The 24,237-nt window shown below is 68.6% G+C and carries 24 protein-coding genes; 14 read left to right on the top strand and 10 right to left on the bottom strand.

The genetic code is table 11. The features are described 5' to 3' along the window. Positions 1 to 12 precede the first annotated feature (12 nt). Both DMP23_RS08065 and DMP23_RS08060 read right to left on the bottom strand, forming a co-directional pair. Positions 13 to 363, bottom strand: a complete 351-nt coding sequence (locus DMP23_RS08065) for a hypothetical protein (protein WP_238604624.1) — start codon at positions 361 to 363, stop codon at positions 13 to 15. 62 nt (positions 364 to 425) lie between these two features. After that, entirely contained in the window at positions 426 to 1,508 is a 1,083-nt protein-coding gene (locus tag DMP23_RS08060; protein ID WP_337820640.1) for a glycosyltransferase, read from the bottom strand. A 104-nt stretch (positions 1,509 to 1,612) separates the two neighbouring features. Between DMP23_RS08060 and DMP23_RS08055 the strand changes: the two genes are divergently transcribed. The 5 genes from DMP23_RS08055 (at position 1,613) to DMP23_RS08035 (ending at position 4,669) form a co-directional block, all read left to right on the top strand. After that, the gene (locus tag DMP23_RS08055) at positions 1,613 to 1,879 is read left to right on the top strand and encodes a hypothetical protein (RefSeq protein WP_134665026.1); all 267 of its coding nucleotides are present in this window, start codon (positions 1,613 to 1,615) and stop codon (positions 1,877 to 1,879) included. Beyond that, a complete protein-coding gene (locus DMP23_RS08050; protein ID WP_337820639.1) occupies positions 1,876 to 2,802 on the top strand; it encodes an FAD:protein FMN transferase in 927 nt (308 codons plus the stop codon). The genes DMP23_RS08055 and DMP23_RS08050 overlap by 4 nt, the downstream gene beginning before the upstream one ends. Beyond that, positions 2,799 to 3,362 carry a ferric reductase-like transmembrane domain-containing protein gene (locus DMP23_RS08045; protein WP_337820638.1) on the top strand — a complete coding sequence of 188 codons (564 nt, stop codon included), beginning with the start codon at positions 2,799 to 2,801 and terminating at the stop codon, positions 3,360 to 3,362. Before DMP23_RS08050 ends, DMP23_RS08045 begins: the two co-directional genes overlap by 4 nt. Positions 3,363 to 3,431: 69 nt before the next feature. Continuing rightward, complete coding sequence (locus DMP23_RS08040) at positions 3,432 to 4,475, top strand: NADH-ubiquinone oxidoreductase-F iron-sulfur binding region domain-containing protein (RefSeq protein WP_337820637.1); 1,044 nt, start codon at positions 3,432 to 3,434, stop codon at positions 4,473 to 4,475. After that, positions 4,472 to 4,669 carry a ferredoxin gene (locus DMP23_RS08035; protein WP_037810504.1) on the top strand — a complete coding sequence of 66 codons (198 nt, stop codon included), beginning with the start codon at positions 4,472 to 4,474 and terminating at the stop codon, positions 4,667 to 4,669. Before DMP23_RS08040 ends, DMP23_RS08035 begins: the two co-directional genes overlap by 4 nt. A gap of 309 nt (positions 4,670 to 4,978) precedes the next feature. Here the strand turns inward: DMP23_RS08035 and DMP23_RS08030 are convergent, their stop codons facing one another. Next, positions 4,979 to 7,948 (bottom strand): AfsR/SARP family transcriptional regulator, encoded by a 2,970-nt coding sequence (locus DMP23_RS08030; RefSeq protein WP_337820636.1) that lies wholly within the window; start codon positions 7,946 to 7,948, stop codon positions 4,979 to 4,981. A gap of 191 nt (positions 7,949 to 8,139) precedes the next feature. Between DMP23_RS08030 and DMP23_RS08025 the strand changes: the two genes are divergently transcribed. After that, on the top strand, positions 8,140 to 9,354 hold the full coding sequence (locus DMP23_RS08025; protein ID WP_337820635.1) for a hypothetical protein: 1,215 nt from the start codon (positions 8,140 to 8,142) through the stop codon (positions 9,352 to 9,354). Between the two features lie 221 nt (positions 9,355 to 9,575). Here the strand turns inward: DMP23_RS08025 and DMP23_RS08020 are convergent, their stop codons facing one another. The 6 genes from DMP23_RS08020 to DMP23_RS07995 all read right to left on the bottom strand — a co-directional run bounded on the left by DMP23_RS08020 (position 9,576) and on the right by DMP23_RS07995 (position 17,156). Beyond that, positions 9,576 to 11,522 carry an NB-ARC domain-containing protein gene (locus tag DMP23_RS08020; RefSeq protein WP_337820634.1) on the bottom strand — a complete coding sequence of 649 codons (1,947 nt, stop codon included), beginning with the start codon at positions 11,520 to 11,522 and terminating at the stop codon, positions 9,576 to 9,578. 113 nt (positions 11,523 to 11,635) lie between these two features. Next, a complete protein-coding gene (locus tag DMP23_RS08015; protein WP_337820633.1) occupies positions 11,636 to 12,007 on the bottom strand; it encodes a helix-turn-helix domain-containing protein in 372 nt (123 codons plus the stop codon). A 217-nt stretch (positions 12,008 to 12,224) separates the two neighbouring features. Further along, entirely contained in the window at positions 12,225 to 13,493 is a 1,269-nt protein-coding gene (locus tag DMP23_RS08010; protein WP_037810497.1) for a sensor histidine kinase, read from the bottom strand. A 63-nt stretch (positions 13,494 to 13,556) separates the two neighbouring features. Then, positions 13,557 to 14,657, bottom strand: a complete 1,101-nt coding sequence (locus DMP23_RS08005; RefSeq protein ID WP_337820632.1) for a class I SAM-dependent methyltransferase — start codon at positions 14,655 to 14,657, stop codon at positions 13,557 to 13,559. Positions 14,658 to 14,830: 173 nt separating this feature from the next. Then, positions 14,831 to 15,964, bottom strand: coding sequence for a hypothetical protein (locus tag DMP23_RS08000; RefSeq protein WP_337820631.1), 1,134 nt, complete (start codon positions 15,962 to 15,964; stop codon positions 14,831 to 14,833). Positions 15,965 to 15,989: 25 nt separating this feature from the next. After that, a complete protein-coding gene (locus DMP23_RS07995; protein ID WP_037810494.1) occupies positions 15,990 to 17,156 on the bottom strand; it encodes an SPFH domain-containing protein in 1,167 nt (388 codons plus the stop codon). A gap of 642 nt (positions 17,157 to 17,798) precedes the next feature. Here DMP23_RS07995 and DMP23_RS07990 point away from each other — a divergent pair. The 8 genes from DMP23_RS07990 to DMP23_RS07955 all read left to right on the top strand — a co-directional run bounded on the left by DMP23_RS07990 (position 17,799) and on the right by DMP23_RS07955 (position 22,944). Further along, complete coding sequence (locus DMP23_RS07990; protein WP_337820630.1) at positions 17,799 to 17,945, top strand: hypothetical protein; 147 nt, start codon at positions 17,799 to 17,801, stop codon at positions 17,943 to 17,945. Positions 17,946 to 18,513: 568 nt separating this feature from the next. Beyond that, positions 18,514 to 18,654, top strand: coding sequence for a hypothetical protein (locus tag DMP23_RS07985; RefSeq protein ID WP_337820629.1), 141 nt, complete (start codon positions 18,514 to 18,516; stop codon positions 18,652 to 18,654). A 174-nt stretch (positions 18,655 to 18,828) separates the two neighbouring features. After that, positions 18,829 to 19,290 (top strand): hypothetical protein, encoded by a 462-nt coding sequence (locus DMP23_RS07980; RefSeq protein ID WP_337820628.1) that lies wholly within the window; start codon positions 18,829 to 18,831, stop codon positions 19,288 to 19,290. A gap of 8 nt (positions 19,291 to 19,298) precedes the next feature. Beyond that, positions 19,299 to 19,922 (top strand): DUF3558 domain-containing protein, encoded by a 624-nt coding sequence (locus DMP23_RS07975; protein ID WP_337820627.1) that lies wholly within the window; start codon positions 19,299 to 19,301, stop codon positions 19,920 to 19,922. Then, on the top strand, positions 19,922 to 21,313 hold the full coding sequence (locus DMP23_RS07970) for a hypothetical protein (RefSeq protein ID WP_337820626.1): 1,392 nt from the start codon (positions 19,922 to 19,924) through the stop codon (positions 21,311 to 21,313). Before DMP23_RS07975 ends, DMP23_RS07970 begins: the two co-directional genes overlap by 1 nt. Positions 21,314 to 21,322: 9 nt before the next feature. After that, positions 21,323 to 22,075: an ESX secretion-associated protein EspG gene (locus DMP23_RS07965; protein WP_134664989.1), complete on the top strand. Its 753-nt coding sequence runs from the start codon at positions 21,323 to 21,325 to the stop codon at positions 22,073 to 22,075. A gap of 83 nt (positions 22,076 to 22,158) precedes the next feature. Next, entirely contained in the window at positions 22,159 to 22,299 is a 141-nt protein-coding gene (gene cutA, locus DMP23_RS07960; RefSeq protein WP_134728919.1) for a divalent cation tolerance protein CutA, read from the top strand. Positions 22,300 to 22,767: 468 nt separating this feature from the next. Next, positions 22,768 to 22,944, top strand: coding sequence for a tyrosine-type recombinase/integrase (locus tag DMP23_RS07955; protein WP_336159251.1), 177 nt, complete (start codon positions 22,768 to 22,770; stop codon positions 22,942 to 22,944). A gap of 109 nt (positions 22,945 to 23,053) precedes the next feature. Here DMP23_RS07955 and DMP23_RS07950 read toward each other — a convergent pair whose 3' ends face one another. Further along, on the bottom strand, positions 23,054 to 24,175 hold the full coding sequence (locus DMP23_RS07950) for a serine hydrolase domain-containing protein (RefSeq protein WP_337820625.1): 1,122 nt from the start codon (positions 24,173 to 24,175) through the stop codon (positions 23,054 to 23,056). Positions 24,176 to 24,237 lie beyond the last annotated feature (62 nt).

Genomic DNA, 24,237 nt, shown 5'->3' with positions numbered 1-24,237 from the left:
GATTCGCGCAGGTCACCGTTCGTACAGCCGCCGGCGCCACCATGCGGAGGCGTGCCAGAGGCTGAGGGACCAAGCTGCCGGGTCGGGCAGGGTTCGCCGCCGGAAGTCGTCGTCGAGGGGAGCGAGGATCCGGCGCAGTTCCGCACGGTCGCGGCGGGGGAGGACTCGCAGGGCGGCGTCCAGGTCGTCGCGGGCGTCGACTGGATCGCAGCACGGGCAATCGGACAGCGGAAGATACAGCCAGCGGCCAGGCTGGCGAAGGAAGCTCCGGTACCGGTCGAGTGCTGGGGAAACACGTTCGGCCCACAGATCGCGGGCCTCGGGCTGGTCGGCGCGCAGCGCGCCGGGCGTCCTACGAGGCATTGCGCCTTCGGGTCGACATCATGCCGTGAGGATGCCATATCCGTTGATGAGCGCGACAGTGTTCAGTAAGTCCGGCCCTTCCACCCAGTCCGGCGACGGGCGGAGTCGATCGTCATAAGCGTGTACAGCGCCGCAGTGAACGGCAGCAACAGCCCCGCGACCAGCGGCTGCCGGTAGTACCGGGCGACGGGGACGAACGTCGCCGCCATCAGCAGCCACGCGAGGGCGGCCTGCCACGAGCCGGTCAGGGCGAGCGCAGGCGGGGCGAGGAAAACGGCGATCATCCCGACGACCGTCCCGGCCAGCAGCAGCGGCGAATGCCGGAGCTGGGTGTAGGCGCTGCGGGCGACCATCTGCCACAGGTCTGCGAGCCGCGGGTACGGCCGGACGCTCCAGACCTTCGTCGCGTAACCCAGCCAAATCCGGCCGCCCGCGGACGCGACGGCACGGGCGAGTGCGACGTCGTCGATGACCGCACCGCGGATCGCGGCGATTCCGCCGGCGCGTTCGAGCACTGAGCGGCGGACGAGGACGCAACCGCCGGCCGCGGCGGCGGTGCGCCAGCGCGCGGAGTTCACGCGGCGGAAGGGGTAGAGCATCGCGAAGAAGTAGACGAAAGCGGGCACGATCAGCCGCTCCCAGAACGTCGCGGTGCGCAGAACGGCCATTTGCGACACCAGATCCCGGCCGCTGGTCGCGACGAGAGTTTCCAGCGAATCGGGAGCGTGTGCGATGTCGGCGTCGGTCAGGAGGAGGAAGTCGACGTCTCCTGCCTCGCGGACGCCGTGTGCGACGGCCCAGAATTTCCCGGTCCAGCCGTCCGGTGGTTCGCCGGGGCTGGTGACGGTGAGCGGGAGTCCATTGGGGACAGTCAGCGCGCGGGCGACTTCCGCGGTGCCGTCGCTGCTGCCGTCGTCTACGAGAATCACTCGCGCGTCGCCGGGATAGCTCTGGCGGAGCAGCGTGGGCAGGGTTTCTGGAAGCAGTTCGGCCTCATCGCGGGCTGGCACCACGATGGCGACGGACGGCCAGCGTTCCGGCCGGACCGGCTCGGGCAGTCGCTGGTCGGTGCGCCAGAACCAGCTGTGGCACAACGCGAGCCCGGCCCACACCGCCAGCGTCGCCCACGCGAGGACCGTGCTCATGCGCGGAGTGTAGTGACTGGCAGCAAACTGACAGGTCGCTCCCAGCGGGCTCATAGATTCGCGGCTGAGACTGGGTGTTCCCACCACCGGAGAGGACACCCGGCATGGACCCGGACATCACGAGAAGGCAAGCGGAACGGGCACGCGTCCGGCACCGGACCGCGCTGGTCACGGCGGTCGCGGCGGTGCTCGGAGTCGCGGCGGCAGGCGGGATCGGCTACGGGCTGACGGCGGCCGGTTCGACCAGCAGCACCACCTCGACCGACAGCGGGACTGGGTCGAGCACCTCGGACCAGGACCAGTTGCAGGCGCCCGCGCAGGATCCCGGATCCGGCTCCGGGCACGCGCACACCGGCTCGGGTGCGTCGTGACCGGGCCGTACTCGGCGGCGTTTCCCGCGCTCGGCACGACCGCGCGGGTGCTCGTCACCGAGGAGGCCGCGCTCGGCCCGGCGACTGAGCTGCTGCGGACGCGGCTCGCCGAACTCGATCGGGCATGCAGCCGATTCCGGGCGGATTCGGAAATTTCGGCTCTCCACCGCGCCGCGGGCCGGGAAGTGGCGGTGAGCCCACTGCTGGCCGACGCGCTGTCAGCTGCGTTGCGGGCCGCGTGGCTGAGCGGCGGCTTGGTCGATCCGACGGTGGGCGGGTCGATGGCGGCACTCGGTTACGACCGGGATTTCGCCGAGATCACCGACGGTCCCGCCGCGGCGCCGGTCCCCGCGCCGGGTTCGCATTGGGTGCTGTTCGAACCGGCCCGCCGGATCGTCGTGCTGCCGCGCGGCGTGATGCTGGACCTGGGCGCGACCGCGAAAGCGTTTGCCGCGGACCGGACCGCCGCCGAAATCGCCCGCCGCACCGGCTGCGGTGTGCTGGTGAACCTCGGCGGCGACATCGCGGTCGCGGGCCCCGTTCCGACAGGCGGGTGGAAGATAGCGATCGGCGACGACCACACCGACTCGGCCGCCCACCCGGACACGACGATCACGCTCACCAGCGGCGGCCTGGCGACCTCCGGCGTGGCCCGGCGGACCTGGCGACGCGGCGGTCGCGTGGTGCACCACATCATCGACCCGCGCACCGGCGAATCGGCGGATCCGTGCTGGCGGACGGTGTCGGTAGCGGCACAGTCCTGTGTGGACGCCAACACCGCGAGCACGGCATCGGTCGTGCTGGGCGTTGCCGCGTTGGACTGGCTGAGGTCGCGTGGGCTGCCCGCGCGACTGGTGAGTTCGCGTGGCGCCGTCCGGACTACCTCCGGTTGGCCGGAGGATCGCCGGGAGCGTGCGTCGTGAGTTCCGCGCTCTGGTACTTCAGCCGTGCCACCGGAATTGTCTCGCTCGTGTTCTCGACGGCCGTGGTGGTGCTCGGTTTCCTCAACTCCGGACGATTCGCGACCCGGCGCTGGCCCCGCTTCGCCCTCGCCGACCTGCACCGAAACCTCGCCCTGGCCAGCCTCGTCTTTTTGGGTGCACACATCGTCTTCGCGGTCGTCGACGGCTATGTCGACCTCAGCTGGCTTTCCGTTGTCGTCCCGTTCGTCTCGGGCTACGAACCGTTCTGGATCGGCATCGGCGCGGTAGCAGTGGATCTGCTGCTCGCCATCGTCGTGACGAGTCTCCTGCGGACTCGTATCGCGCCGCGGTTGTGGCGCGCCGTGCACTGGCTCGCCTACCTGTGCTGGCCAGTCGCGCTCGCGCACAGCGTCGGCCTAATCGCTTCCGACAGCGCCCGCCCGCTGCTCATCGCGCTCGACATCGTGTGCCTGATAGCCGTTTTGGCCGCCGCGAGCGTGCGGTTCGGCAGCACCAGCCCCGACACCGAGGCCCGCCGCCTCTCTCCCCTCCAGAGGTGACTCGTGCTACTTCCGTTGCACCGTAACAATCTTGCCGCCCACCTGTCCGTCCATGGTGGACTCCCCACTTTGGACCGCGACGCCTTGATCCACGCAATCGACGCCGCCGGTATCCGCGGCCGAGGCGGCGCTGGCTTCCCCGCCGCGGCAAAACTGCGCTCCGTCGCACCAGGACGGTCCATTGTGGTCGCTAACGGATGTGAGAGCGATCCCTTCAGCAGCAAAGATCGCGCGCTTATGGAGCTTGCGCCACACTTGGTACTGGACGGTATCCAGGTCGCCGCTCGAGCCGTCGGTGCTACCGAGGCTTACCTTTGCCTGCACGGAGAAAACCGAAGCGTAATGGCGGCTCTAGCCGAACGTCGCGACGCAGTTCCGGTGAAGGTCGTCGCAGTCCCGCCCCGATACGTCGCCAGCGAAGAAACCGCGCTAGTGCATTTCCTGGCCACCGGCGACGCCCGTCCGACCGGCAAATCCCCCCGCCCCACTGAACGCGGCCTGCGCGGACGCCCGACGCTAGTCCAGAATGTCGAAACCCTGGCCCGCTTCGCAATCGTCGCCCGCACCGGCGCGGACCGCTCTGTCCACACAGACCTGGTCACCGTCACCGGAGCCGTCGCCCGCCCCGGCGTGCTGGAAGTCCCGGCCGACACGCCGATTTCCGCAATCCTCGCCCGCGCCGGCGGATCCGTTGCCGCACAAGCAATCCTGATTGGCGGCTACGGCGGAACCTGGATGCCTCGCGCCTTGGCCGACCCGTTGCCGCTCGGCCGCGAACCGGGATTGTCCTCGCTGCACCTGCTCCCGGAACCGAACTGCGGCCTGGAGCTGACTCGGAATATTCTCTTTGCCCTGGCTGGAGAATCGGCCCGCCAATGCGGCCCGTGCATGTTCGGATTACCGGCCATCGCCGCGGATTTCACCGACCTGCTGTCCGGAAAGGACGCAACCGGCCGCCTGGCCTGCCGCCTCCCACTCCTCAGCGGACGCGGCGCGTGCGCCCACCCGGATGGAGCCGTTCGCCTGGCAGCGAGCGCACTACGAGTCTTCGCCACCGACGTCCGCGCACACCTCACGATCGGCTCGTGCCGGATGATGGCAGGTGCGGCATGAACCGCCTGACCGTGGACCCGATCGCCTGCCGCGCACACGGTTTGTGCGCGGACGTCCTGCCGGAACTGATCACAGTGGACGAATGGGGTTACCCGGTAGTACGCGGGGAATCGGTACCCGAATCGCTGCTAGCCGAGGCTCGACGGGCGGCCGCGGCTTGTCCGGCGCTGGCGTTGCGGCTGCGGAAATCGTAGTAGCGGCAACGCCAACGCCGGATTTAGCGGTGAATCAGCAACGCCACCACGCCGAAATCGCTGCCGCGGCGGTCGCGATCCACGGGGCGTACTCGGCGTAGGACGAGGCGAAGTGCATCAACAATGGCTCCTAAAAGCGAGACTGGCCGGGCTCCCGGCCGGTAACATGGATCTTGCAGCGCCAAGCTATCGTGCGGAACGAAACCCGGAGCCAGCGACTCTACCGAGAGTGGTGTCTGCACTTGATGACAACCCGGCGGGGCGAATCCTCTCGCAGGATCGGGCATTCATCTAGTAGCTAGAAGTGATTCACCCATTCGTGATGGTGGACCGGCGCGGCGCAGGAATGGCGACAGTGCGTTCTCCGTCCCTGGCCTGCGGAATCGCATGGGGATTCCCGGCCGCGGCCAGCTGTTGTTCGACGCGGTCGGCCTTGGCGTCCTTGCCACGACCCCGGTAAAAGGCGGCAGCGCGCCGCCACGCGTCGACAGCGTCTTCATGATTTCCGCGTGAGTAAAGAATTTCGGCGAACGCTTCCAAGGCTCGGGCCTGACCGGTCGCGTTGTGGGCACGTTCGGCGAGTTCTACCGCTTCCTGGGACAACCGCAGCGCGGCGCGGTCGTCCCGTTCGGCTGCGGCGAGCCGGGCCTCCACAGTGCGCAGCCGCATCGTCGCAGTGAGATCGCCGGCGATCTGGGCATGCGCCAGCTGGCAATGCCGGTGGGCGACCGCGAATTGTTCCTCTCGGAGATGGAGTTCCGCGAGTGTCGTGTAGGTCGTCGCTTGACCTGCGGTGTCGCCGGTGAGCGCCCGCAGGTGGAGCGCGCGGTGGTAGTGCGGCAGGGCTTTCTCGTGCTGGTCGAGTTCGGCGAGGGTTTCGCCGAGGTACTGCTCGGCCTTCGCCTCGCGGACCACGTCGCCGTTGCGCTGCGCGTGCGTGATGCAGCGGCGGAAGAGAGCGATCGCCTCCGCGGGGCGTCCGGTGTGCCGGTACAACTGAGCGAAGTTGATGTTGATTGTCAACACCCCGATGGGCGATCCGTCGGCGGTGGCGAGTTCCAACGCTTGGGTCAGCGCGTGCTCGGCCGCTTTGTGGTTGCTGAGCGTGAGGTTGAGCTCGCCGAGATCATTCAGGCTCGAGGCTTCCGCGTGCGAATTGTTGTTCGCTCGCGCGGCCCGTGCGGCAATGCTGAACCCAGTGCTCATTTCGTCATAAAATCCATACCTGTCAAGGGTATCCGCAAGGAGATGCGGCAGCATGTACGCTATTTCGAAGTAATGATGCTGCTCAGCCACTGCGGCGAGCGCGATCGTATTTGTTCTCTCTCGCAAAAACCATCGCTTCGCGGCTTCCGGAGTCGTGAACTGCGTCGGACGGATGCCGGGTTCGGGATCAAGCCGCGGCGGGCGGTCGCGATACGGGTTTGCCATCCGATGCGCGTGGTACGCGGTGCTGTAGTAATGCGACAGTAAGCGCCGCAAGGGCCGCGAGTCGTGGTCTTGATCGCTGAGCGTTCGCGCGTACCGGTGGAAGATCGAGACAATCCGGTAGCGGTCCGTGTCGCCGGGTTGGTCGATCAAGTGCAACGCGACCAAGGTTTCGAGCGCTCGCCGGGTTTCCGCGGCGGGGAGGCCGGTCGCGGACAGCAAAGTGTCGACGTGGATTTCCGCACCGGGGTGGTGGCCGAAGAGCCGGAAAACGGCCTGGCTCCGAGGCTCCAGCATGCGATACGACGAGGAGAACACGGCGCGCAGGCTCTGGTCGTCGCCGTCATCGCCGATGCTCAGCAGCATCTCCGGATCGCGCAGCTGGTCGAGCATAGTGCTGAGACTCAACCCCGGGCGGCGAGCGGCGCTCTCGGCAATCAAGGTGAGCGCGAGCGGCAAGCCGTCGCAGAGGTGGGCGATTCGGCGGGCCGCGTCGGGTTCTCGTTCGCCTCGGCCGTTCAGGCGGCGGACGAACAGTTCCAGGGAATCGCGGTCGTCGAGGCGGTCGAGGCTGAGGGCGGCGAGTTCGTGTCGCCGGGTGAGTGCGCCGAGCCTGCGTCGCGAAGTGATGATCACCGAGCATTCGGACAGCACGTTCAGCAGCTGGTCGACGTGTCCGGAGTTCTCCGCGTCGTCAAGGATGACCAGGATGGACCGGTCGGTGAGCTGCTGACGCAGCACTGCGGCGCGGGCGGTCGCGTCTACCACGTGGTCGAAGGGGTAGTTGAGTTCCTGCAGGAGCCGGTCGACGATGTCGGTCGGTTCGAGGCGCGGTGCCGGGCCGAAGCCGTGCAGGTCGAGGTAGATCGTCCCGCCGGGGAACCAGTCCGCGGCGCGGTGTGCCCAGTGGACGGCGAGGCTCGTCTTTCCGATTCCGGGCGGGCCGCTGAGCACGACGGCGGGCGAGCGGGTCGGCGAGCCGGGGCGGAGCCACTGGTCCAGCGTGTCCAGAGCGCGGGTGCGGCTGATGAACCCGCGGAGGTCGCGGGGGAGCGGATGGGTCGGAGGCGCGGCTCGGCGTACCGGGGTGACCGGCGGGTTTTCGTGGCGGTCGCGGAGCTCGTCGTGGAAGGCGCGCAGCATGGCCGTGGCGGTGTCGTCGGCGGCGTCGTGGAATCGCCGGTGCGCGTCGAGGTAGTGGGCCTGGGCCTGCTCGGACTGCCCGAGCGCGTAGTAGATCTGGAGCTGGAGCTTGACGAAAGCCAGGCGGCTGGCGTGTTCGGGGGCCAGATCCTGCATCCGCCCGGCGGCCTCGTCGGGACGGCCGAGCGTCAGCAATTGGCTCGTCAGGAATTCTCGCGCGGGAAGCAACATGGACTTTATTCGGTCCTCGCGCCAATTGTCCGCGCGTTCGGTGCGGAGCTCCGGCAGCGGTTCATCACGCCATAAGGAAAGAGCGGCTTCGGCTGATTCGTAAGCCGCTTCATGATCGCCGGAACTCGCCGCGGCGTGTGCTTTCCACATTGTTTTCCGAAAGACCGCGACATCCACCAGGCCCTCGTCGAGGTCGATCAGGTAACCGTCGCCGGACCGTGCGACCGTGGCGTGCACGTCCGCTTCTTCGAGGGCGGGACGCAGCCGGTGCACCGCCTTGTACAGGGCTTCTTGCGGGTTTCCGGGCAGGTCGTCGTCCCAGAGCCACGAGATGAGGGTGTCCTGGGAAAAACGCTGGCCCGGCCGGGTGAGCAGGATTCCGAGAATATTCCGGGTTTGCCGCTGGCCCCACTGCTCGCTCATCTTCCCGTGCATCCGCACCGCAGTCTGCCCGAGAATTCCGTAGGCGAAGTCCATTCGACGCCCCTCCCTCGTCGATTGCCTAGTTTCGCATTGATCCGCACGATCGGCGACCGCTTTCGGGATAAGGATCATCCAGGGAATTGTCTTGTCCGGTTTCGGTCCGCTTTGTGTCCAGCGGCGGGAAGTCCCCGGTCAGGACCGCGCCGCAGCCTCGGTTCGTCGGTTTCCGGACGGAGGGGATGAAGATGGCGCACGACGTGTGGGTACGCGGTCCGATCGGTCTCGACGCCGCGTCGCGGGTGACGCGGCCGGGGTGCCGGACCGTGCTGGCGGTCGTTCCGACCGTGACGGCGGGGACGCGGCTGGTCGAACTGCTCTCGCTGCTCGAACGGGACTTGCGGGTGCAGGTGATGTTCACCGTGCCGCACAGCACCGACCGATGGGCCGGGGTCGAGGAGTACGTGCGGGCGCAGCACGGGCTCCTGCTGCCGTGGGAGCAGGCGGTGGCGCACCGGTTCGATCTGGTGCTGGCGGCGAGTCACCGGAATCTCGACCAGGTGCGCGGACCGCTGATGCTGATCGGACACGGTGTCGGGCAGGTCCCCGGCCGTCGGTTCAGCCGGAAGGCAGGCGGTGCGACGTTCGAAACGACCGAGCTGGACCGGGAGTTGCTCACGTTTCGCGGGCGAGTGCTTCCGTCGGTGCTCGGCCTCGGTACTGAGGCGGAGGTGGAAGTACTGCGCGAGCGGTGTCCGGAGGCGGTGCCCGCGGCTGTCGTGGCCGGGGATATCTGCCTGGACGGGATGCGGGCGGCGAGCGGGCACCGGGAGCGATACCGGCGCGCGCTGGGCGTCGGCTCGCGGCGGCTGGTGGTGCTGAGTTCGACCTGGTTCACTGACTCGGCGTTCGGCCGCGTCCCGAAGATGTACGAAGCGATCGCGAACGCGCTGCCGGACGACCGTTACGCGGTGGCGGCGGTGTTGCATCCAAACGTCTGGGCGGTGCACGGGCGGCGTCAGGTCGCGGCCTGGCTCGCCGGATGCCGCGGGCTGCGGGTGATCCCGCCCGAGCAGGGATGGCAGGCGACGATGATTGCGGCTGACTGGGTGATCGGCGACCACGGCTCGACCACGGGCTACGCGGCGGCCATCGGCAAGCCGGTGACGCTCGCGTCGCTGCCGGACGGGCGGCCGCAGGCCGGGAGCGTCGCGGACGTTGTGCGGGCGCACGCGAAGCCGCTGGACCTGGACGCGCCGCTCGAAGCCCAGGAAGAAGCCGCGATCGCGGTGGCTCCGCGGCTGGCCGCAGAGGTGCTTCCGGTCGCGAGCACGAGGCTCGACTGTTCGGCGGGGATCTTGCGGTCGGCGATGTACCGCCTGCTGGAGTTGTCCGAACCGGCCACGCTGGCGTATCCGCCGTTGCCCGCGATGCCCCGGCCGCTGCCCGGGTGGGACGCGTGACCGCCGGCGTCGCGCGCGTGCGGCTCGCGTTGCCGGGGCGTCGCGCGCTGCCGGTGCTGGTCGCCGATGTCGATCGCGCCGGGCCGCGGTGCTCGGCCGAGGCGGACGTCGTGGTCCGGCGCAGCACTCGGGCCGCGACGAGAAGCGAGGCTGACGACCTGCGGGTGGAGTGGCCGGGAGCGATCGCGGCGGCGGTCTGCTGGCCGGGCGGCGTGGCGTGGTCAGTGCGGCGGCTCGGCGGAATCCCCGCTGAGGCGGCGGGCCTCGTCGAGATGGCGCTGGGCGCTTGCCTCGTCGCCGTGACCGCGTTCGAGGTCGGCGAGCGCGGTGAGGACCTCGGCCTGGAAATGCGGTGACTGGAGGCGTGTGACGCCTTCGAGTGCCTTCAGGAGTTCGGTGCGCGCCCGGCGGTAGTCGCCTCGCCGGGCGTGGACCGCGGCGAGCGGGATGACCGCGCGTGCGTGCTGGATGTCGTCGCCTTCTTCGGCAAGGATGGCGGTGGCTTCGGCCAGTTCGCGCAGTGCTTCCTCGTCGCGTCCTAGCTTGATCAGGACTTCGCCACGCCGATAGCGTGCCTGGCCGACGCCGCGGGGAAGGCCGACCTCGGCGTGTTTTCGGGCGCTGCGCTCGTACAGTTCAAGCGCGCCTTCCCAATCTTGCTGTCTTCGCGCGTTCCTGGCGAGCCGCGCCAGCGCGGAGGCCTGGGTCGGGCCGTGCTGCTCTCGTTCGCCGATCTCGAGAGTCACGGCATTGTGCGCGGCGGCTTCGTCGTAGTGGCCGAGCTGGTCGCAGACAAAACCGGCCTGGCTGTGCATCCGGGCTTCCACCAGCGGCAGCTGACATCGCCGAGCCGCCTCGATCCCCGCCGTGCACAGGTCCAGAAACGGTTCGTAATCCCGGTAGTGCAGGAAGAATCCCCACGACGCTTCGGCGAGTTGCCACAGTTCCTCGTCCCACCCGTGTGCCGTGGCGGCTTTCGCGACGGCGTTGATGACCGGACGGTCGCGGCGCCACCAGGTCACCGCCTGGTCGCGGTCGGCGAAAGATGCCGTCGCCGCAACGGTTTCGGCCGCGAAGGTCGGGCGGAACGGGTGGATGAGCGCGCTCGCGGTGACGGTCTGGTCGCGGTACCAGCGGATGTAGCGGCGGACGAGATAGTGCCGGTCGGCCTCGGCGTCCTGGCGTTCGGCGCGTACGCGGGCGTCGTGGCGGACGACGTCGTGCTGTGCGACGGTTTCGTCCTCCAACTCGTGGAGGAGGTTGGCTTCGATCAGCTCGTCGACGGCGTCGTCCAGGTGGGCGGGCGAGCTCTGCAGCGTGTCAGCGAGCGCGTCGACGGCATGATGCGGGCCGGGCAGGATGCCGCAGGTTCGGTAGAGCCGGGCCGCCGAGTCGTCGAGCGCGGCGTACGAGGCGTCGAAAACCGTTGCCAGATCAGTAGAACCGCCTAGGCGTCGAGCACGTCCACGGCGGGCTTCCTGATGCGGGTTGCGTCTTGGCCGGACGCGCAGCCTCGCTCCGGTGATGGTGAGGGCCAGCGGAAGACCGGCGCACGCGGTCAGCAGGTTTTCCGCGTCCTCCTGGCTGATCTGCCGCTGCCCGGCCCGGCGGACGAGCACCTCGCGGGCCGGTCTGTCCGGAAGCGGGCTCAGCGGAAGGATTTCCGCGCCGTCCAACGCGAGACTGGTCAGCTGCGACCGGCTGGTGACGAGCACGAACGCGTGCGCGCTGGACGGCAGCACGGCGCGGGCGTCGGCGCTGTGCACGACGTCGTCGAGCAGCACGGCGAACCGGCGATCCGCGGTGACCGCACGGAATTCGGCGGCCCGCTGGGCGAGCGAGGCCGGGATGTCGTCGGCGGGAATGCCCAGCGCGGCAAGGAAACCGTGCAGTACGCCGCTCGCGGATTCCGCGGTTTCGGTGCCCTCCGCGGAAAATCGCGCGCAGAGGATGCCGTCGGGGAACTGGGCGCGGTGGGTGTGCAGCCAGTGCAGGGCGAGGGCCGTTTTGCCGATCCCGCCGACTCCGGTGAGCACGACGACGGACGGGGCGGGGTCGGAGCGGAGCCGGATTTCGTCCAGCCGGTCCAGTTCCGCGTTGCGGCCGAGCAGTACGGACGGCGCTGGCGGGAGCTGGACCGGCGCCCGCACCGGTCTGTCGGACGTCACCGCCCCTGGCCGCGCTTCAGTCATTCCACACCCCCCATTATTCCTCCTTACCGGGTCCGGATGGCGAATGAAATGAAAAGCGTCAGGAATCACCCACCCCCGAGGGGGAAGGATCAGTGACCTGGGGTATCGGGCTTGCGCCGATCGAGAGCGTTCTGGCCGCCATGCGGGCGGATCGTCACCTTTTCCCGCAGCAGCAAGCGACGGATCGTGCCATAGGACGCCTGATGCGCGTCCGCGATGCTCTGGATGGTCGAGCCGGATTCGTATTCCCGGACTATCCTCGGCACGTCGAGTTCGCGGCGCACGCCCTGGCGGATTTCCGGCAGCACCGCGCCTTCCTGCCGCAGCAGCCGTCCGGTCCAGCTCAGGGACAGGCCGTGCTCCCTGGCGATCTCGGTGATCGACGCGCCGGCCCGCCAGGATTCCAGCATCCGGCGATTCCGCTCGATCCGATTCGTGCGTGCCTCGTCCGGCGTGTCCATGCAGGCGCTCCCGCTGCTTGGCCCGAAGGTGCAGGACCGTCCATTATCAGCGTCGCGGAGCGGGAATGTGAACCTACGAACGGGGTGCATGCGCGGCAGGGTGTTTGTCCGCAATTGGCGACACCAAGCGAGCGAGCTGAATTGAATATTCAGCAAATGGAGCAGGCCGCTCCGGAAAGCGCAACGCTTCCCCGGAAGCGGGGTAGAATCCGCCGCGTCAGTGCGGCACCCACAGCGTGACCCGGGTCCCGTTGCCGGGCGTCGATTCCACCCGTCCGGTGCCTCCGACCTCCGCCAGCCGGGCTTCGATCGACTGCTGGATGCCGAACCCCGGACCCCGTTCGCGCACGTCGAAGCCGCGGCCCTGGTCCCGCGCGACCACTGCGGTCCCGCCGTCGCGTTCCTCCACCCGGAGTACGACGCGGCTCGTCCCGGCGTGTTTCACCGTGTTGCGCAGGGCTTCTCGCACCGCTTCGCACATCGCCGTGCGCCGGTCAGCGGAAAGGCGGTCGTCGTCGGCGAAGTCGGCGGCTACGAGCTGGGTGCGGAGGCCTTCGCGGGCCATCTCGGCGGCGACGTCGGCCAGTTCGACCACGAAGCTGCGCCCCTTGCGCGGTTCAATGGGCTCGGTGATGCTCCGGCGGAGTTCGGCCGCCTCGGCGTGCGCGACCGAGCGCAGCTGGGCCAGCCGTTCGGCGGCGTGGTCGGCGTCGTCGGACGGGGCGATGGCGAGCGCTTCCAGGGTCTGCAGCACGCTGTCGTGCAGCAGCCGCTGAGTGCGCCTGCGTTCGGCCTCCTGGCCGCGGCGCAGGCCGATGTCCAGGGCGAACCGGGTGCCGACGCCCAGCAGCACCAGGATCCCGCACGCCACCACGATCGACACCGCCAGCGCGACCAGGCAGCCGATCGACCGGCTGATCGCGAGCGGATCGTCCAGCCGCAGCCCGCCCGCCACGGTCAGCAGGACGCGCACCGGCACCGCCGCGGCGAGCAGCAGCACGGCCGCGGGCAGCCCGGACGTCCCGGCCCACATCGCGACCGAGCCGACCAGCCACGTCCAGGTGACGTCGATCGCGAACGGCTGCACCGCGTCCGGGGCCAGCACCGCGATCAGCAGGTTCAGCGCCAGCCCCGCGGCGAGGTCGACGGTGAGCACCCGCCGCGTGCGCCGCGCGGGCAGGCCGCCGGAGCGCAGCAGCCACCACAGGAACCCGGCGTTCGCGGCGACGCCCAGCACGGCCGCGGGCAGCACCGGGAACAACCCGGTGCTGCCGTTGGCCGCGGCGAAGCCGATGAACACCTTCACGAACGCGGCGATCCGGTAGGCGACCGGGACGACGACCCAGTACCGCGCGGCGCGCGCCAGTGTCGCGTCGCCGACCTCGGCGAGGTCCCCGCCTGCGTCCGGCCGCTCCGGCGGGCTGCCGCGGTGCAGCAGCGTCCGCACGAATTCCCGCCGCGGTACGGCAAAACCCGGTACGGGCATCGTCCCTCCCCGTGTCTTCGGCGAGGATATTCGATTGGTGTAGTCCAGCGTGGAAACGCCGGGTCACGCTCTGGACATGGTCAACCGCCACAGGATCGTGCGTTCCCGGGAACGTGCCGCGTGCAGCGGATCGGCACTGTCCGTGGCGCGTCGGTGCCGTGGCGTGGTTTCGCGGCGTCCCACGACCTTGAGACCAGCGGCGGAGATCCGGTCGAGCAGTTCGGCACGCGTCCGCAGACCGAGGTGTTCGGCGAGGTCCGACAGGATCAGCCAGCCTTCCCCGCGCGGCGTCAGATGCTCGGGCAGACCGTCGAGAAACCGGTGCAGCATGGCGGACGAGGCGTCGTAGATCCCGAGTTCCAGCGCCGAGGCCGGGTTTCCGGGCAGCCAGGGCGGATTGCAGACGACCAGGTCAGCGCGCCGGTCGGAGGGCCACAGGTCGGTTTCGAGGACCTGGACCCGATCGGACAGGCCGAGTCGGCGCAGGTTGTCCTCAGCGCAGCGCACGGCGCGCGGGTTGAGGTCGGTCGCGACCACTTCGGCGGCACCCCGCCGGGCGAGGATGGCGGCGAGCACGCCGGTACCGGTGCCGAGATCGAAGACGACCGGAGACCCCTTGCCCGGCAACGGCTCCTGTGCGACGAGGTCGAGGTATTCGCTCCGTGTCGGCGCGAACACGCTGTACGACGGATACAACCGCGCGCCTAATGCGTTGATATGGATGCCTTTCTGGTGCCATTGATAAGCGCTCAGGGCGCCGAGCAGTTCACGCAACGAAAGCAGCGTGCCCGGTAAACCGCCGAACGCGTGCTCGCAGGCGGCTTGGATGGCGGGGGCCCGACGGAGCTGAAGCGAATGGTCGGTTTCCACGGAGACCAGGACTTTTCCGAGCAGCGCTGCGCGTTCTGCCCGAGCGGCGCGCACCTCGGCGAAAGATCCCGCGCGCTGCGGGAGCCGCCGGTCCATGGCGCGCACGAGCTGTCGTGCGTTGGGGAAATCGCCGCGCCACAGCATTCCCGTGCCAGCGCGCGCGAAACGCAGCGCGGCGGCAGCGGTCAGCCGGTCATCGACGACGACAATGCGGCCCGGCGGCGGAGTTCCGTTTCCGGAATGCCAGCGGGCGGTGCGGGTGGTTTCGTTTTCGGTCCACGTGACGGTGGACATGAATGCTCCCGGGAAGGGTCGAAGGGCCAGTCAGCCGTCGACGCTTCGCAGAGAGCAGGCGAGGATTCCCGCCGGTCAAGACAGCGGCGAACCCGCGTGCTCCCGCGAAACGCGGGAGCGGCGGTCGCCGAGAACCATGCCCATCAGCACGGCACATCACTTCCTTCGAGAACTCAGTGGTGCGTAACGGAATGGTGCGTGGTGCCGGTGCTGTGGCCCTTTGTCGCGATCAAGTAGACGATCGCCGCGATCACGATCAGCGCGAGCACCGCCGCGATGGCGATCTTCACCTTGCTCCACGGACGCTGCCCGTGGATCTCGCCGGTGCGGCCGTTCACGAGGATCTGCCAGTTCTTTCCGGCGTACACATAGGTCGCGACCCACACCGGCAGCAGCATCAGCTTGAAGGTGACGTTGTTGTGCTGCGTGTCGACCGAGTTCAGCCGCTGCGTGTCGCCGCCGATGTCGTACTTGCAGTCGTCGGCGATGATCGGAGCCATCCGGTTCTTCGCCTCTTCGAAGCCGTTCTCCGGTTCGACGTCGTACCGCAGCGCGAAGTGCCCGGAGAGGAACTGCGGCTGGTACGGCGCGGAATCGAGCAGCGGCCACGGCGCGAGCTTGTCCAGCTCCGGCAGCGGCAGCTGGGTGCTCGCCGGCACCAGGACGTCGTCGAAGTTCCGCGCGACCTGCCCGCGCGCCGGGTACCAGCGGGTATGCCGCACCTGGCGCGTCTTGCGCTCGCCGTTGTCGTAGTAGGTCTCGGTGACGTAGTAGTACTCGCCGCGCGCGCCGGTGTACACGGACACGGTCTGCGAGTCGTACGTCCAGTGCGGGATGTACGTGCTCTTCGTGGACTCCGCAGTGGTGACCTTCTTCAGCGCGGTCGGCGCGAACCAGCGCGAAGACGTCCACTTCTTCAGATGCGTGCTCACCGCGGGCCGGTCGAACGCGAACGGCAGCACGCCTTCGGGCACCAGCTGCCCGGACGCACCCGGGTCGATCACCAGCGGCGCGCCGCAGAACTGGCACATGCTGGCGGTCTCGTTGGTTTCCGTCCGCGCCGCGCACCGCTGGCACACGAAGACGTACTTGCCGATCGACCCGACGGGCTTGCGCGCGAGGTTCGCCAGCTCGGCGAACGGGATCTCGCGGATCTGCCGCTCCCCGGCGGCGATCTCCTGCCGGAACCCGCAGTACGGGCACTGCATCGCGGTCGTGCCCGGAGCGAACTCCAGCCGCGCGCCGCAACCGCCGCACGGATAGGTCGTGTTGGCCACGCCTTCCTGCTGGAAGCGCGGGTCAGTCATGGGTCCCCCAGAAGGTCGGCGCGGCTCAGGACGGCGGCAGCGGCGGCGGGGCCGCGCCGAACAGCGCCGACACCTCCGGCACCTGCGCGGCCGGGGTCCACTGCGCCATGCCTGCCTTCCACACCAGGGTGTCCCGGGCGAGCGTGCCCGAGGAGATCTGCTGGCCGAGGCCCGCGCGGTCGAACGGGCCGAGCTGCTGGCCGTTCGCGCCGACGAACCACTGCTCGCTCTGCGGCAGCGGCGGCGGCATCTGCGGCGGGGCCTGCTGCTGGTACTGCGGCTGCTGCGGGGCCTGCTGGTACTGCTGGGGAGCCTGTTGCTGGTACTGCTGCGGGGCGGGCTGCTGCTGCGGTCCGGCCGCGCGCTGGCCGAGCGCCATGCCGAGGCCGATGCCCAGCCCCTCGCCCGCGCCGCCCTGGTTGTTCGCCGCTGCCTCGATCGCGTTCGCGGACTGGAACTTCGTGTACTGGTCGAGGTCGCCGACCACGCCCATCTGGGTCCGCTTGTCCATCGCGGCCTCGACCTCGGGCGGGACCGAGATGTTCTCGATCATGAACTTCGAGATCTCGATGCCGACCTCGCGCAGTTCGAGGTTCAGCGCGTTCGCGATCTTGCCCGCGATCTGGTCCTGCTGGGTGACCAGGTCGAGCATCGGCACCTGTGCCGCGGCGATCGCGGGCCCGAGCTTGCTGATGACCATGCTGCGCAGGTAGTCCGACACCTCTTCGGTGCGGAACTGCGGGTCGGTGCCCGCCAGTTCCTTCAGCAGCGCGACCGGCTCGACCACGCGGACCGCGTAGCCGCCGAACGCGCGCAGCCGGACCATGCCGAACTCGGCGTCGCGCAGGATGACCGGGTTCTGCGTGCCCCATTTGAGGTCGGTGAACTGCCGGGTGTTGACGAAGTACACCTCGGCCTTGAACGGCGAGTTGAAGCCGTACTTCCAGCCCTTGAGGGTGGACATGATCGGCATGTTCTGCGTCTGCAGCGTGTACATGCCCGGCGGATAGGCGTCGGCGACCTGGCCCTCGTTGACGAACACCGCGGCCTGCGATTCGCGCACGGTGAGCTTGGCGCCCATCTTGATCTCGTTGTCGTAGCGCGGGAAGCGCCACACGATGGTGTCCCGGCTGTCGTCGGTCCACTCGATGATGTCGATGAACTCGCCGCGGATCTTGTCGAAGATGCCCACGTCTGACCCCCTCGTCGCGTTGCCTCGTGCCCGCGGGCCACAGTACCGTGCCCGCCCCGCCGCGGATCACTCCGGCGCGGCGGCCTCCTGCCAAAAGTCCTGCTTTTGGCACTTCAAGGCGCTGGCCAGGGCGTTGCTGCAGAATTAGCGGTCTGACCTGCGGTTTTAGTCCGGTTCGGTCTGGTCGGGTCCGGGCTGATCCGTACCTGTGACGGCGTGGGAGTTGCGGGTCGCCCGGTCACTGCGAGGGCTCAAGATGAGGACTTCTTCCCTTTGCGGAGCGACAGTGCGGCCTACTCGCGGCTGGTCGCCGTTCGTCATTCCGCCGCTTCCGTAGGTGGGTTGTCCGGTTGATCCAATGGGCCATTCGGCGCCGTGTGGTCGGTATGGGCGGAGGAACGTTTTTCGGTCGCATTGCGGCGCACGGGGAGCGCTCAGCGGCTCGTGAGAAGCGGTGAGCACGGGTTTCGCGGGGGTTGCGGTGGCCGGTGCTGTGGGCAGTATCGGCGCTGACGCTGGGGGCGGCGGTGGCGGTTGCGGCGGTGTTGAGGCTGCGGGAACGGCGCGAGCAAACCCTGGTCGCGGGCGGGGCGGTCATGTTGGGTCTCCGCGGCTGAGCAGAAACGGCAGGAACAAGCCGCCTTGGACCAGCAGCATCAGACCTCGGTGGCGCGGATTCTGCCCCGCACGCCGGGCAGCATGGTGACCTTTCTGGTTGAGAAAATCGCCTATCCGACGCCGGACGCGGTTTCCTCGGCGTGCTTCGTTTGGTGGACGCGTGCCGTCTGACGTTCGACGCGCTGACCGACGACACCCCACACCCCGCGGCCGGTTCCCAGTTCGGGCGCTTGACCCTGCAACAACAGGGCGAAGGGTCGCGGATCGTGGCCTGTCAGCCGTGCCGGTAGCGCGGATGCAGGCCGTCCTTGAGCGCGTCGCTCAGACCCAGCGTGGTCAGTTTGATGGCGACCGCGGGGGCAGCACCAGTCGGGACTTGGTGGCTGCGGCGGCTTTGCTGAGCAGGGCCCAGGCGGATTCCATGCTGAAGTAGCTGACCTTGGTGAGATCGACAACGACGGTAGCGGACTCACGCGCGAGGGCTTCGTCCAGCGCCGAGGACAACGCAGCGGGGTCCGTTCTTCGTCGTGGGCTCGGACGGTGACGGTTTCCTGGTCTGGCGTGCTGAGTTTGATCGCGCCGTCGTCTGAGGGCTGCGATGCTGGACTGTTCTGTCCGGTGATGGTCGACGTTCTACGCGCCCCGCCGTTTCGGCAGGCGTTAGCGTGGAGAACTGGGCCGACCGAGCGATACCGGCGACGGCGCGGAAATCGAGTGCGGCGCGCCGTATCCGGCCGATATGCGAGAGAAGGCGGTGTGGCTCCGGCAGACGATGGGCCAGGCGGCTGACGTGCTGGCCGCGCAGGGACTCGCGCATGACGAGATGCTGGCGGTTGGTGGTCCGGACAATTCCCGTGCGTGGTCGAGTACGAGGCCCTGACGCGCCGCCACGCCGAGTTGCTGCCCAGGGACCCGTCTCCCGAGTGACGCACGCCCTTTTTCGGTGAACCGGTCACCCCTGCGTGACGGGTCCACTACGCTGATTCTAGGCAAGTTGCCCATGGATCGGAGAACTGTCCTTGGGCGGGCGCAGGTCATACGAGGGGTGGGCGCAGTGTCGCAACCTGGACAGCAACCGGGGTGGCTCGACGGGCTGTACTTCAATATCGGCGATGCGTTCAGCGCTGGGGACGCGGCCGGTGCCGCGATGGGCGGCGGTGCGCCCAGCGGCCAGGGATTCACGATGAGCCGCGACGACGCAGCGGCCATGCTCAACCTGGCCAAAACCGTCCGCGCCGACTTCGACGAGATGCGGCCCAAAGCGGATGCGCTGACTCGGCTGACGTCCCCGGCGGACGAGCCGACCAGCAACGCATACAACAAGCTCCTGGTCAACAGTGGCGAACCGAAGGGCGTGCTCGTCACGGGCAAGGAGCAGGTCGAGCGGGAGTATGCCTATGCCGACGAGCTGGTGAAGCGGCTGGAGAAGGCGCTCGGGATCACCGAGTCGTCGGATGAGCAGGCCGCGGCCGACGTGAAGAACGCGGGCAAGCAGGGCGGGGGGTTCGCGGGATGACACGCCGCATGCTCACGACTGTCCTCGGCGCGGCTGCGGTCGTGTCGGTTGCCGCGGGATGCTCCGGGGGCTCAGCGACGCCTCCGCCGGCCAGCTCGCCAGCTGCGTCGTCATCCACTGCCACGGGCCTGCCGCATAGCGGCGCGCCGAAGGTCGAGCACCCGTTGCCCGAGTCGGTGCTCTCCGGGCAGCCTTGTCAAGATGCGCTCACCTCTGACCAGCTGACCCAGATCTTCGGAATGGTGCTCCAGGGCAAACCGGATACCCTGTCCGGCATCGGTGCTGAGTGCCGATGGAGCAACGTCGATTCCGGGTCCGGGCTGACCATCTATTACGGGACGCAGACCCACCAGGGGCTCAGTGCGGTGTACCGGGGCACGAAACCCCAGTCCAAGGTGTGGCGGGTGCTGCCGCCCGTCCAGGGATTTCCCGCGGTCGCCCATTCGACATTCGACTCCGGCACCGATACCGGCTTCTGTCAGGTGAGCGTGGGCATCTCGGACGAATCGACCGTTGACGCGTCCCTTACTCCCAGCGATGCCAAGAGAGCCGGCGGGGCTGATCCTTGTGAGCTGTCGGCGCGCGTGGCGGACATGGTGGTCTCGAACCTGAAGCGCAAGGCGGGTGCGTGATGGGGTTTTTCGAGGTGCTCGGCGACGCGGCGAAGGCAGTGGGCGGCGCGCTGGAAGACGCGGCCGACTGGGTCGGCGACCGGGCCAGCGACGTGGGGCACTGGTTCGACGATCTCTACCACGGAAACCTCGGCGACCAGGCCGTTCCGGCACCGGAACTGGTGGCGAAGATCCTCGCCAGCCAGGGTGCCCAGAGCTGGCACCAGGGCGCCGGGCAGGCAGGCGAACTCGCCGGTCGGCACGATGAAACGAGCTCTCGGGTGCAGCAGTTGAGCGCGGGGCTGGAGTCTGCGTGGACCGGGGGCGGTGCGGACGCGGCGCAGGCGCGGATCAAACCGTTCGCCGACGCCACCACGACCGCCGCGCAGACCTACACCGGCAATGGGCAGAACCTGACCGATCTCGCGCACGGGTTCGACTCCATGAAGCAGAGCCTGCAGCCGATGCCGGGTGCTCCGCCGCACAAGAACCTCTGGGACGAGGCGACCTGGTGGAACACCGACACCGAGGACCAGATCAACCAGTACAACAAGACGGCTCAGGACAACCTCGACAAGTACCACGGCTACACCCAGCACGCCCAGACCAGCGGGCAAGGGCTCAAGACCGACTACGGCCAGTTGAGCGGGTTCGACGGCGACGTGACCGTATCCGAGCCCGACAAACACAAGACGGGCGGTCCGGACGACGGGCACGGGCCCGACAACCGCTCCCGATCAGGGTTCGGGCCGTCGCGCACGGGCGGGCCTTCGGAGACCGGCGGGCCGTCGAGCACGTTCACCCCGAGCTACCCCGGCAGCATCCCTCCTCCATCAGGTTCGGGCAGCCACCTGCCGACCTACCAGCCGCCGAGCCATCCGGTGGGGACTGGGCCGGGCGACGGCACGACGGCAGCAGGGTGGACGCCGCCGGACGCCACTCGGACCACCGGTCCGGGCTCGGGCTGGGTTCCCTCGCCCTCGATCCCGGGCGGCGGCACCGGCGGCGGGAGCTCGTGGACGCCGGGGCTGGCTGGCGGATTCGGTCCGACCGGCGGATTCTCCGGGAGCGGTGGAGCCTCCGAGACCGGCGGTTCCAGTGGTCGAGGGGGAAGCGCCGCAGGTCGGCTGGGCACCGGATCAGGTACCGGTGGTGCGGCCGAGGGCGCGGCGGGGAGAACCTCATCCGCAGCCGGCACCGGGATTCGGGGCGCGGCCGGGGCCAAAGGATCGGCCGGAATGGGCGGCATGGGTGCCGGGGGCGGCAAGGGCAAGGGCGAAGAGGACAAGGAGCACCAGCGCAAGTACGGGCTGGAAGACGATTCCGCGTTCGACATCACCGACGACGAGGACGGCCGGTTGCGTGACTTCCGCACCGGACTCCCGCCGACTCCTCCGACCATTGGCGGCTGAAACACGCCGATGACGATCCTCGACAAGCCGGTGCGCATCCCGCGGTCGGCGTTCTTCGTTGCCTGGAGCCACCTCAGCGGGGGCACGCTCCCCGCCGTGATCGATCCGGACACCACCTACACGCCCGCGGACTTCGCCCGCGAGCTGGAGCAGCGCACGCTATCCCGGTTCGAGGCATTACGGCTGGCCACACCGGACGGACGGCTGACTCCGTCGTTCCGGGCCACGCTGGAACTGCTCGCCGCACCAGAGAAGGAGTTGTACGCCTGGACCGCGTTCGTCCACCGTCCCGACGACAACGGCGCGGTTTTCGTCGCTTCCTCAGGCGATAGCGCCGTCCGGCTGATTACTGACCATCGCTCCATCCAGCTCGACCCGATCCCGGTGCGCGAATTGGCGACGAGCCTGGTCGGCACCCTGCCCGACTACGCGCCGGCCAGGATCAGTCGACTGCGGGTGCCGATGTCCTACCTCGACGGCAGCAACGCTGACCCGCTTTCGGAAGACTCTGGTCAAGCCGACCAGATCCGCCACCTGACCCGGGCCGAACGCGCAGGCGTGCACAAGCTCTACGCCGCCATTCAGCGGGGCGCCAACCGTATCCGCAGTACCCCGCTCACCGTCTACGACCTCACCCGAAACGGCCGCATCCTCGCCTTCACCAGCACCGGCAACAACGGCAGCGAAGAAGCGACCATGTGCCCCGGCAGTCACCGGAACCTGGTGGACGCGCTCAACCTCACCCTCAACGCCCTCGGCTGACCGCACCGGCACGTCTCCTGGCGCGAACCCGGTTGCTCCAAGCCGGTCACGCCGAGTTCTGCGGCTAAGTTCGAAAGGGACCGTTGAACCGAAGAAGGGCACAGTGTCGCGTAGCTATTAAAGAGAGCCATCACTACGATGTTCCCGACATTGTAGCGAAACCGATTGAGGCGGGCAGTGCGGAATACCTTGCAGGGCTGACTTTCGAAACTCGGCCGGAGTAGTTGGCTATCAATGTAAGCCGGACCGGACCTAATCGCGGATCGAATTTCCCGAGCTGCTCACCTTCGCTGCCGTCGGCTTCGACGAGAGGGCGAGCAGACTCTGCAGCGACAAACTGCTTTCAGAGCGGATGGTGGAATCAATCGCGCCATCCACCGGCGCTTGCGCCCTGTCGTAATCATTCGCGCGAATGCGCAGCGCAGTCGGGTCCGTCGAGGCTAGATAGCTGGAGCGTCGCGATGCTAGAGTCATAGGTAAGTCGAGACCGTTGTTCAAAGCCGCTCTGTGCATGGGTGTGCGAAATCAAAAGCCGTAAATGCACGTTCGAGTGTGCGCATGGCCTCCGTTTCATTTCCCAGGCGGCTTAACTCTTCGGCCTCCCGGCCTGCGACCACGCCCGTGTGGCAGGTGCGATAGTGCCCGGTACGTAGCTCTCGGCCTGTTGAAGCAGGCGGATAGCTGGGGTTGGCTTGACCTACGGGGAACGCCAGGACGGTATGCACGCGCTCCGGCATCTGATCGCTTCGGCGATGTTGGCCCGGGGAGCGAGCATCAAGGAGTTCGCGGCCTACCTCGGCCACCACGACGAAGGGTTCACACTCAATACCTACACGCACTTGATGGCGTCGAGTCACGACCGGGCATGAGCAGCCGTGAACAACCTGTTCAACCGTCGTCCTGACGCGGAAGAACCTCCGCTGGCAGCCTGACGGCCTGCGCTGCACAGAGCCGTCAATTTAGGGGCTGTTATGCAGGTCAGAGGCTATTTGCCTGCCAAAAGTCCTGCATGTGCGGTATGCCACCGGGTCCGTCCACCCCGCGCTGGGTGAGCAGGATCGCCACCGAACTCGTCGACGGCGTCAGGTAAGCGCTGGTTCCGGTGCCGCCGACCCAGCCGTAGCGGCCCGGGACCTGCCACGGCCGCGTCGGCGCGACGTCGACCGCGCCGCCGAAGCCCCAGCCCTGGCCTTCGAGGAAGAGCGGGTTGGCCGCGATCTGTTCCGCGGTCAGCTGGTTGGCCGTCATCTGCCGGACGGATTCCTTCGACAGCAGGCCGTTTCCCCCGGAAAGGAGCATCCGGGCAAAGCGGTGCCAATCGTCCGCGGTCCCGGCGAGTCCGCCGGAGCCGGCCGGGAACGGCGGCACCTCGCGCCACTGGCCGTCCGGCGCGTCGGCCAGTTCGAGGCCGTTCTCTCCCGAGCGGTAGTAGCTGGCGAACCGGTCCCGTTTGGCGGTGGGGACCTCGAACGCGGTGTCGGCCATGCCGAGCGGCTCGAATACCCGCTCGGCGAGGAAGTCCGGCAGCGACTGGCCGGACGCGCGGGCGATCAGGATGCCTTGCAGGTCGGCGCAGGTGTCGTACAGCCAGGCCGCGCCGGGCTGGTGCAGCAGCGGGATGCGGGCCAGCCGGGCGAGCCACTCGTCGGGTTCCGGGCGCAGCCGGACCTCGCGGCCATCGGTCTGCACCGTTCGCAGCTCCTGGACCTGCGGGAGCGAGAAGTCCGACGGGAAGCCGTAACCGGCGCGGAAGGTCAGCAGGTCGCGGACGGTGATCTGCCGTTCGGCGGGCACGACGTCGTCGACCGGGCTTCGCGGCGTCCGGACGACCATCGGGGCGGCGAGTTCGGGCAGCCATTCGGCGATCGGGGTGTCCAGGCCGAACCGGCCGTCCTCGACCAGCATCAGCACGGCCGCCGCGGTGATCGGCTTGGTGATGGAGGCGAACCGGAAGATGGAGTCGCGAGCCATCGGCGCGGTGCGCTCGACGTCGAGGTGTCCCATCGCGGTGACCTGCACGTCGTCGCCGCGCGCGACGAGGGCTACCGCGCCGGGGATGAACCCGGACTCGACGTGGCGGCGCAGGGCGTCGTGCATCATCGGTCGTTCCCTTCGCGGGCGGATGTTCCGCGGGGTGGTCGGTGCCCGGGCCTTCCGGCGCG

It is taken from the genome of Amycolatopsis sp. A1MSW2902, assembly GCF_017312175.1.
In the GTDB taxonomy this organism is placed as follows: Bacteria; Actinomycetota; Actinomycetes; order Mycobacteriales; family Pseudonocardiaceae; genus Amycolatopsis; species Amycolatopsis nivea.
The sequence above is the reverse complement of the archived record's forward strand: the minus strand, read 5'-3'. Positions and strand labels throughout refer to the sequence as shown.

What these genes read in the sequence shown, in the direction of transcription:
- DMP23_RS08065 (WP_238604624.1), bottom strand. Translation starts at nt 363, where the DNA reads ATGCCTCGTAGGACGCCCGGCGCGCTGCGCGCCGACCAGCCCGAGGCC.
- DMP23_RS08060 (WP_337820640.1), bottom strand. Translation starts at nt 1,508, where the DNA reads ATGAGCACGGTCCTCGCGTGGGCGACGCTGGCGGTGTGGGCCGGGCTC.
- DMP23_RS08055 (WP_134665026.1), top strand. Translation starts at nt 1,613, where the DNA reads ATGGACCCGGACATCACGAGAAGGCAAGCGGAACGGGCACGCGTCCGG.
- DMP23_RS08035 (WP_037810504.1), top strand. Translation starts at nt 4,472, where the DNA reads ATGAACCGCCTGACCGTGGACCCGATCGCCTGCCGCGCACACGGTTTG.
- DMP23_RS08030 (WP_337820636.1), bottom strand. Translation starts at nt 7,948, where the DNA reads ATGGACTTCGCCTACGGAATTCTCGGGCAGACTGCGGTGCGGATGCAC.
- DMP23_RS08025 (WP_337820635.1), top strand. Translation starts at nt 8,140, where the DNA reads ATGGCGCACGACGTGTGGGTACGCGGTCCGATCGGTCTCGACGCCGCG.
- DMP23_RS08015 (WP_337820633.1), bottom strand. Translation starts at nt 12,007, where the DNA reads ATGGACACGCCGGACGAGGCACGCACGAATCGGATCGAGCGGAATCGC.
- DMP23_RS08010 (WP_037810497.1), bottom strand. Translation starts at nt 13,493, where the DNA reads ATGCCCGTACCGGGTTTTGCCGTACCGCGGCGGGAATTCGTGCGGACG.
- DMP23_RS08005 (WP_337820632.1), bottom strand. Translation starts at nt 14,657, where the DNA reads ATGTCCACCGTCACGTGGACCGAAAACGAAACCACCCGCACCGCCCGC.
- DMP23_RS08000 (WP_337820631.1), bottom strand. Translation starts at nt 15,964, where the DNA reads ATGACTGACCCGCGCTTCCAGCAGGAAGGCGTGGCCAACACGACCTAT.
- DMP23_RS07985 (WP_337820629.1), top strand. Translation starts at nt 18,514, where the DNA reads ATGCGAGAGAAGGCGGTGTGGCTCCGGCAGACGATGGGCCAGGCGGCT.
- DMP23_RS07975 (WP_337820627.1), top strand. Translation starts at nt 19,299, where the DNA reads ATGCTCACGACTGTCCTCGGCGCGGCTGCGGTCGTGTCGGTTGCCGCG.
- DMP23_RS07970 (WP_337820626.1), top strand. Translation starts at nt 19,922, where the DNA reads ATGGGGTTTTTCGAGGTGCTCGGCGACGCGGCGAAGGCAGTGGGCGGC.
- DMP23_RS07965 (WP_134664989.1), top strand. Translation starts at nt 21,323, where the DNA reads ATGACGATCCTCGACAAGCCGGTGCGCATCCCGCGGTCGGCGTTCTTC.
- DMP23_RS07950 (WP_337820625.1), bottom strand. Translation starts at nt 24,175, where the DNA reads ATGATGCACGACGCCCTGCGCCGCCACGTCGAGTCCGGGTTCATCCCC.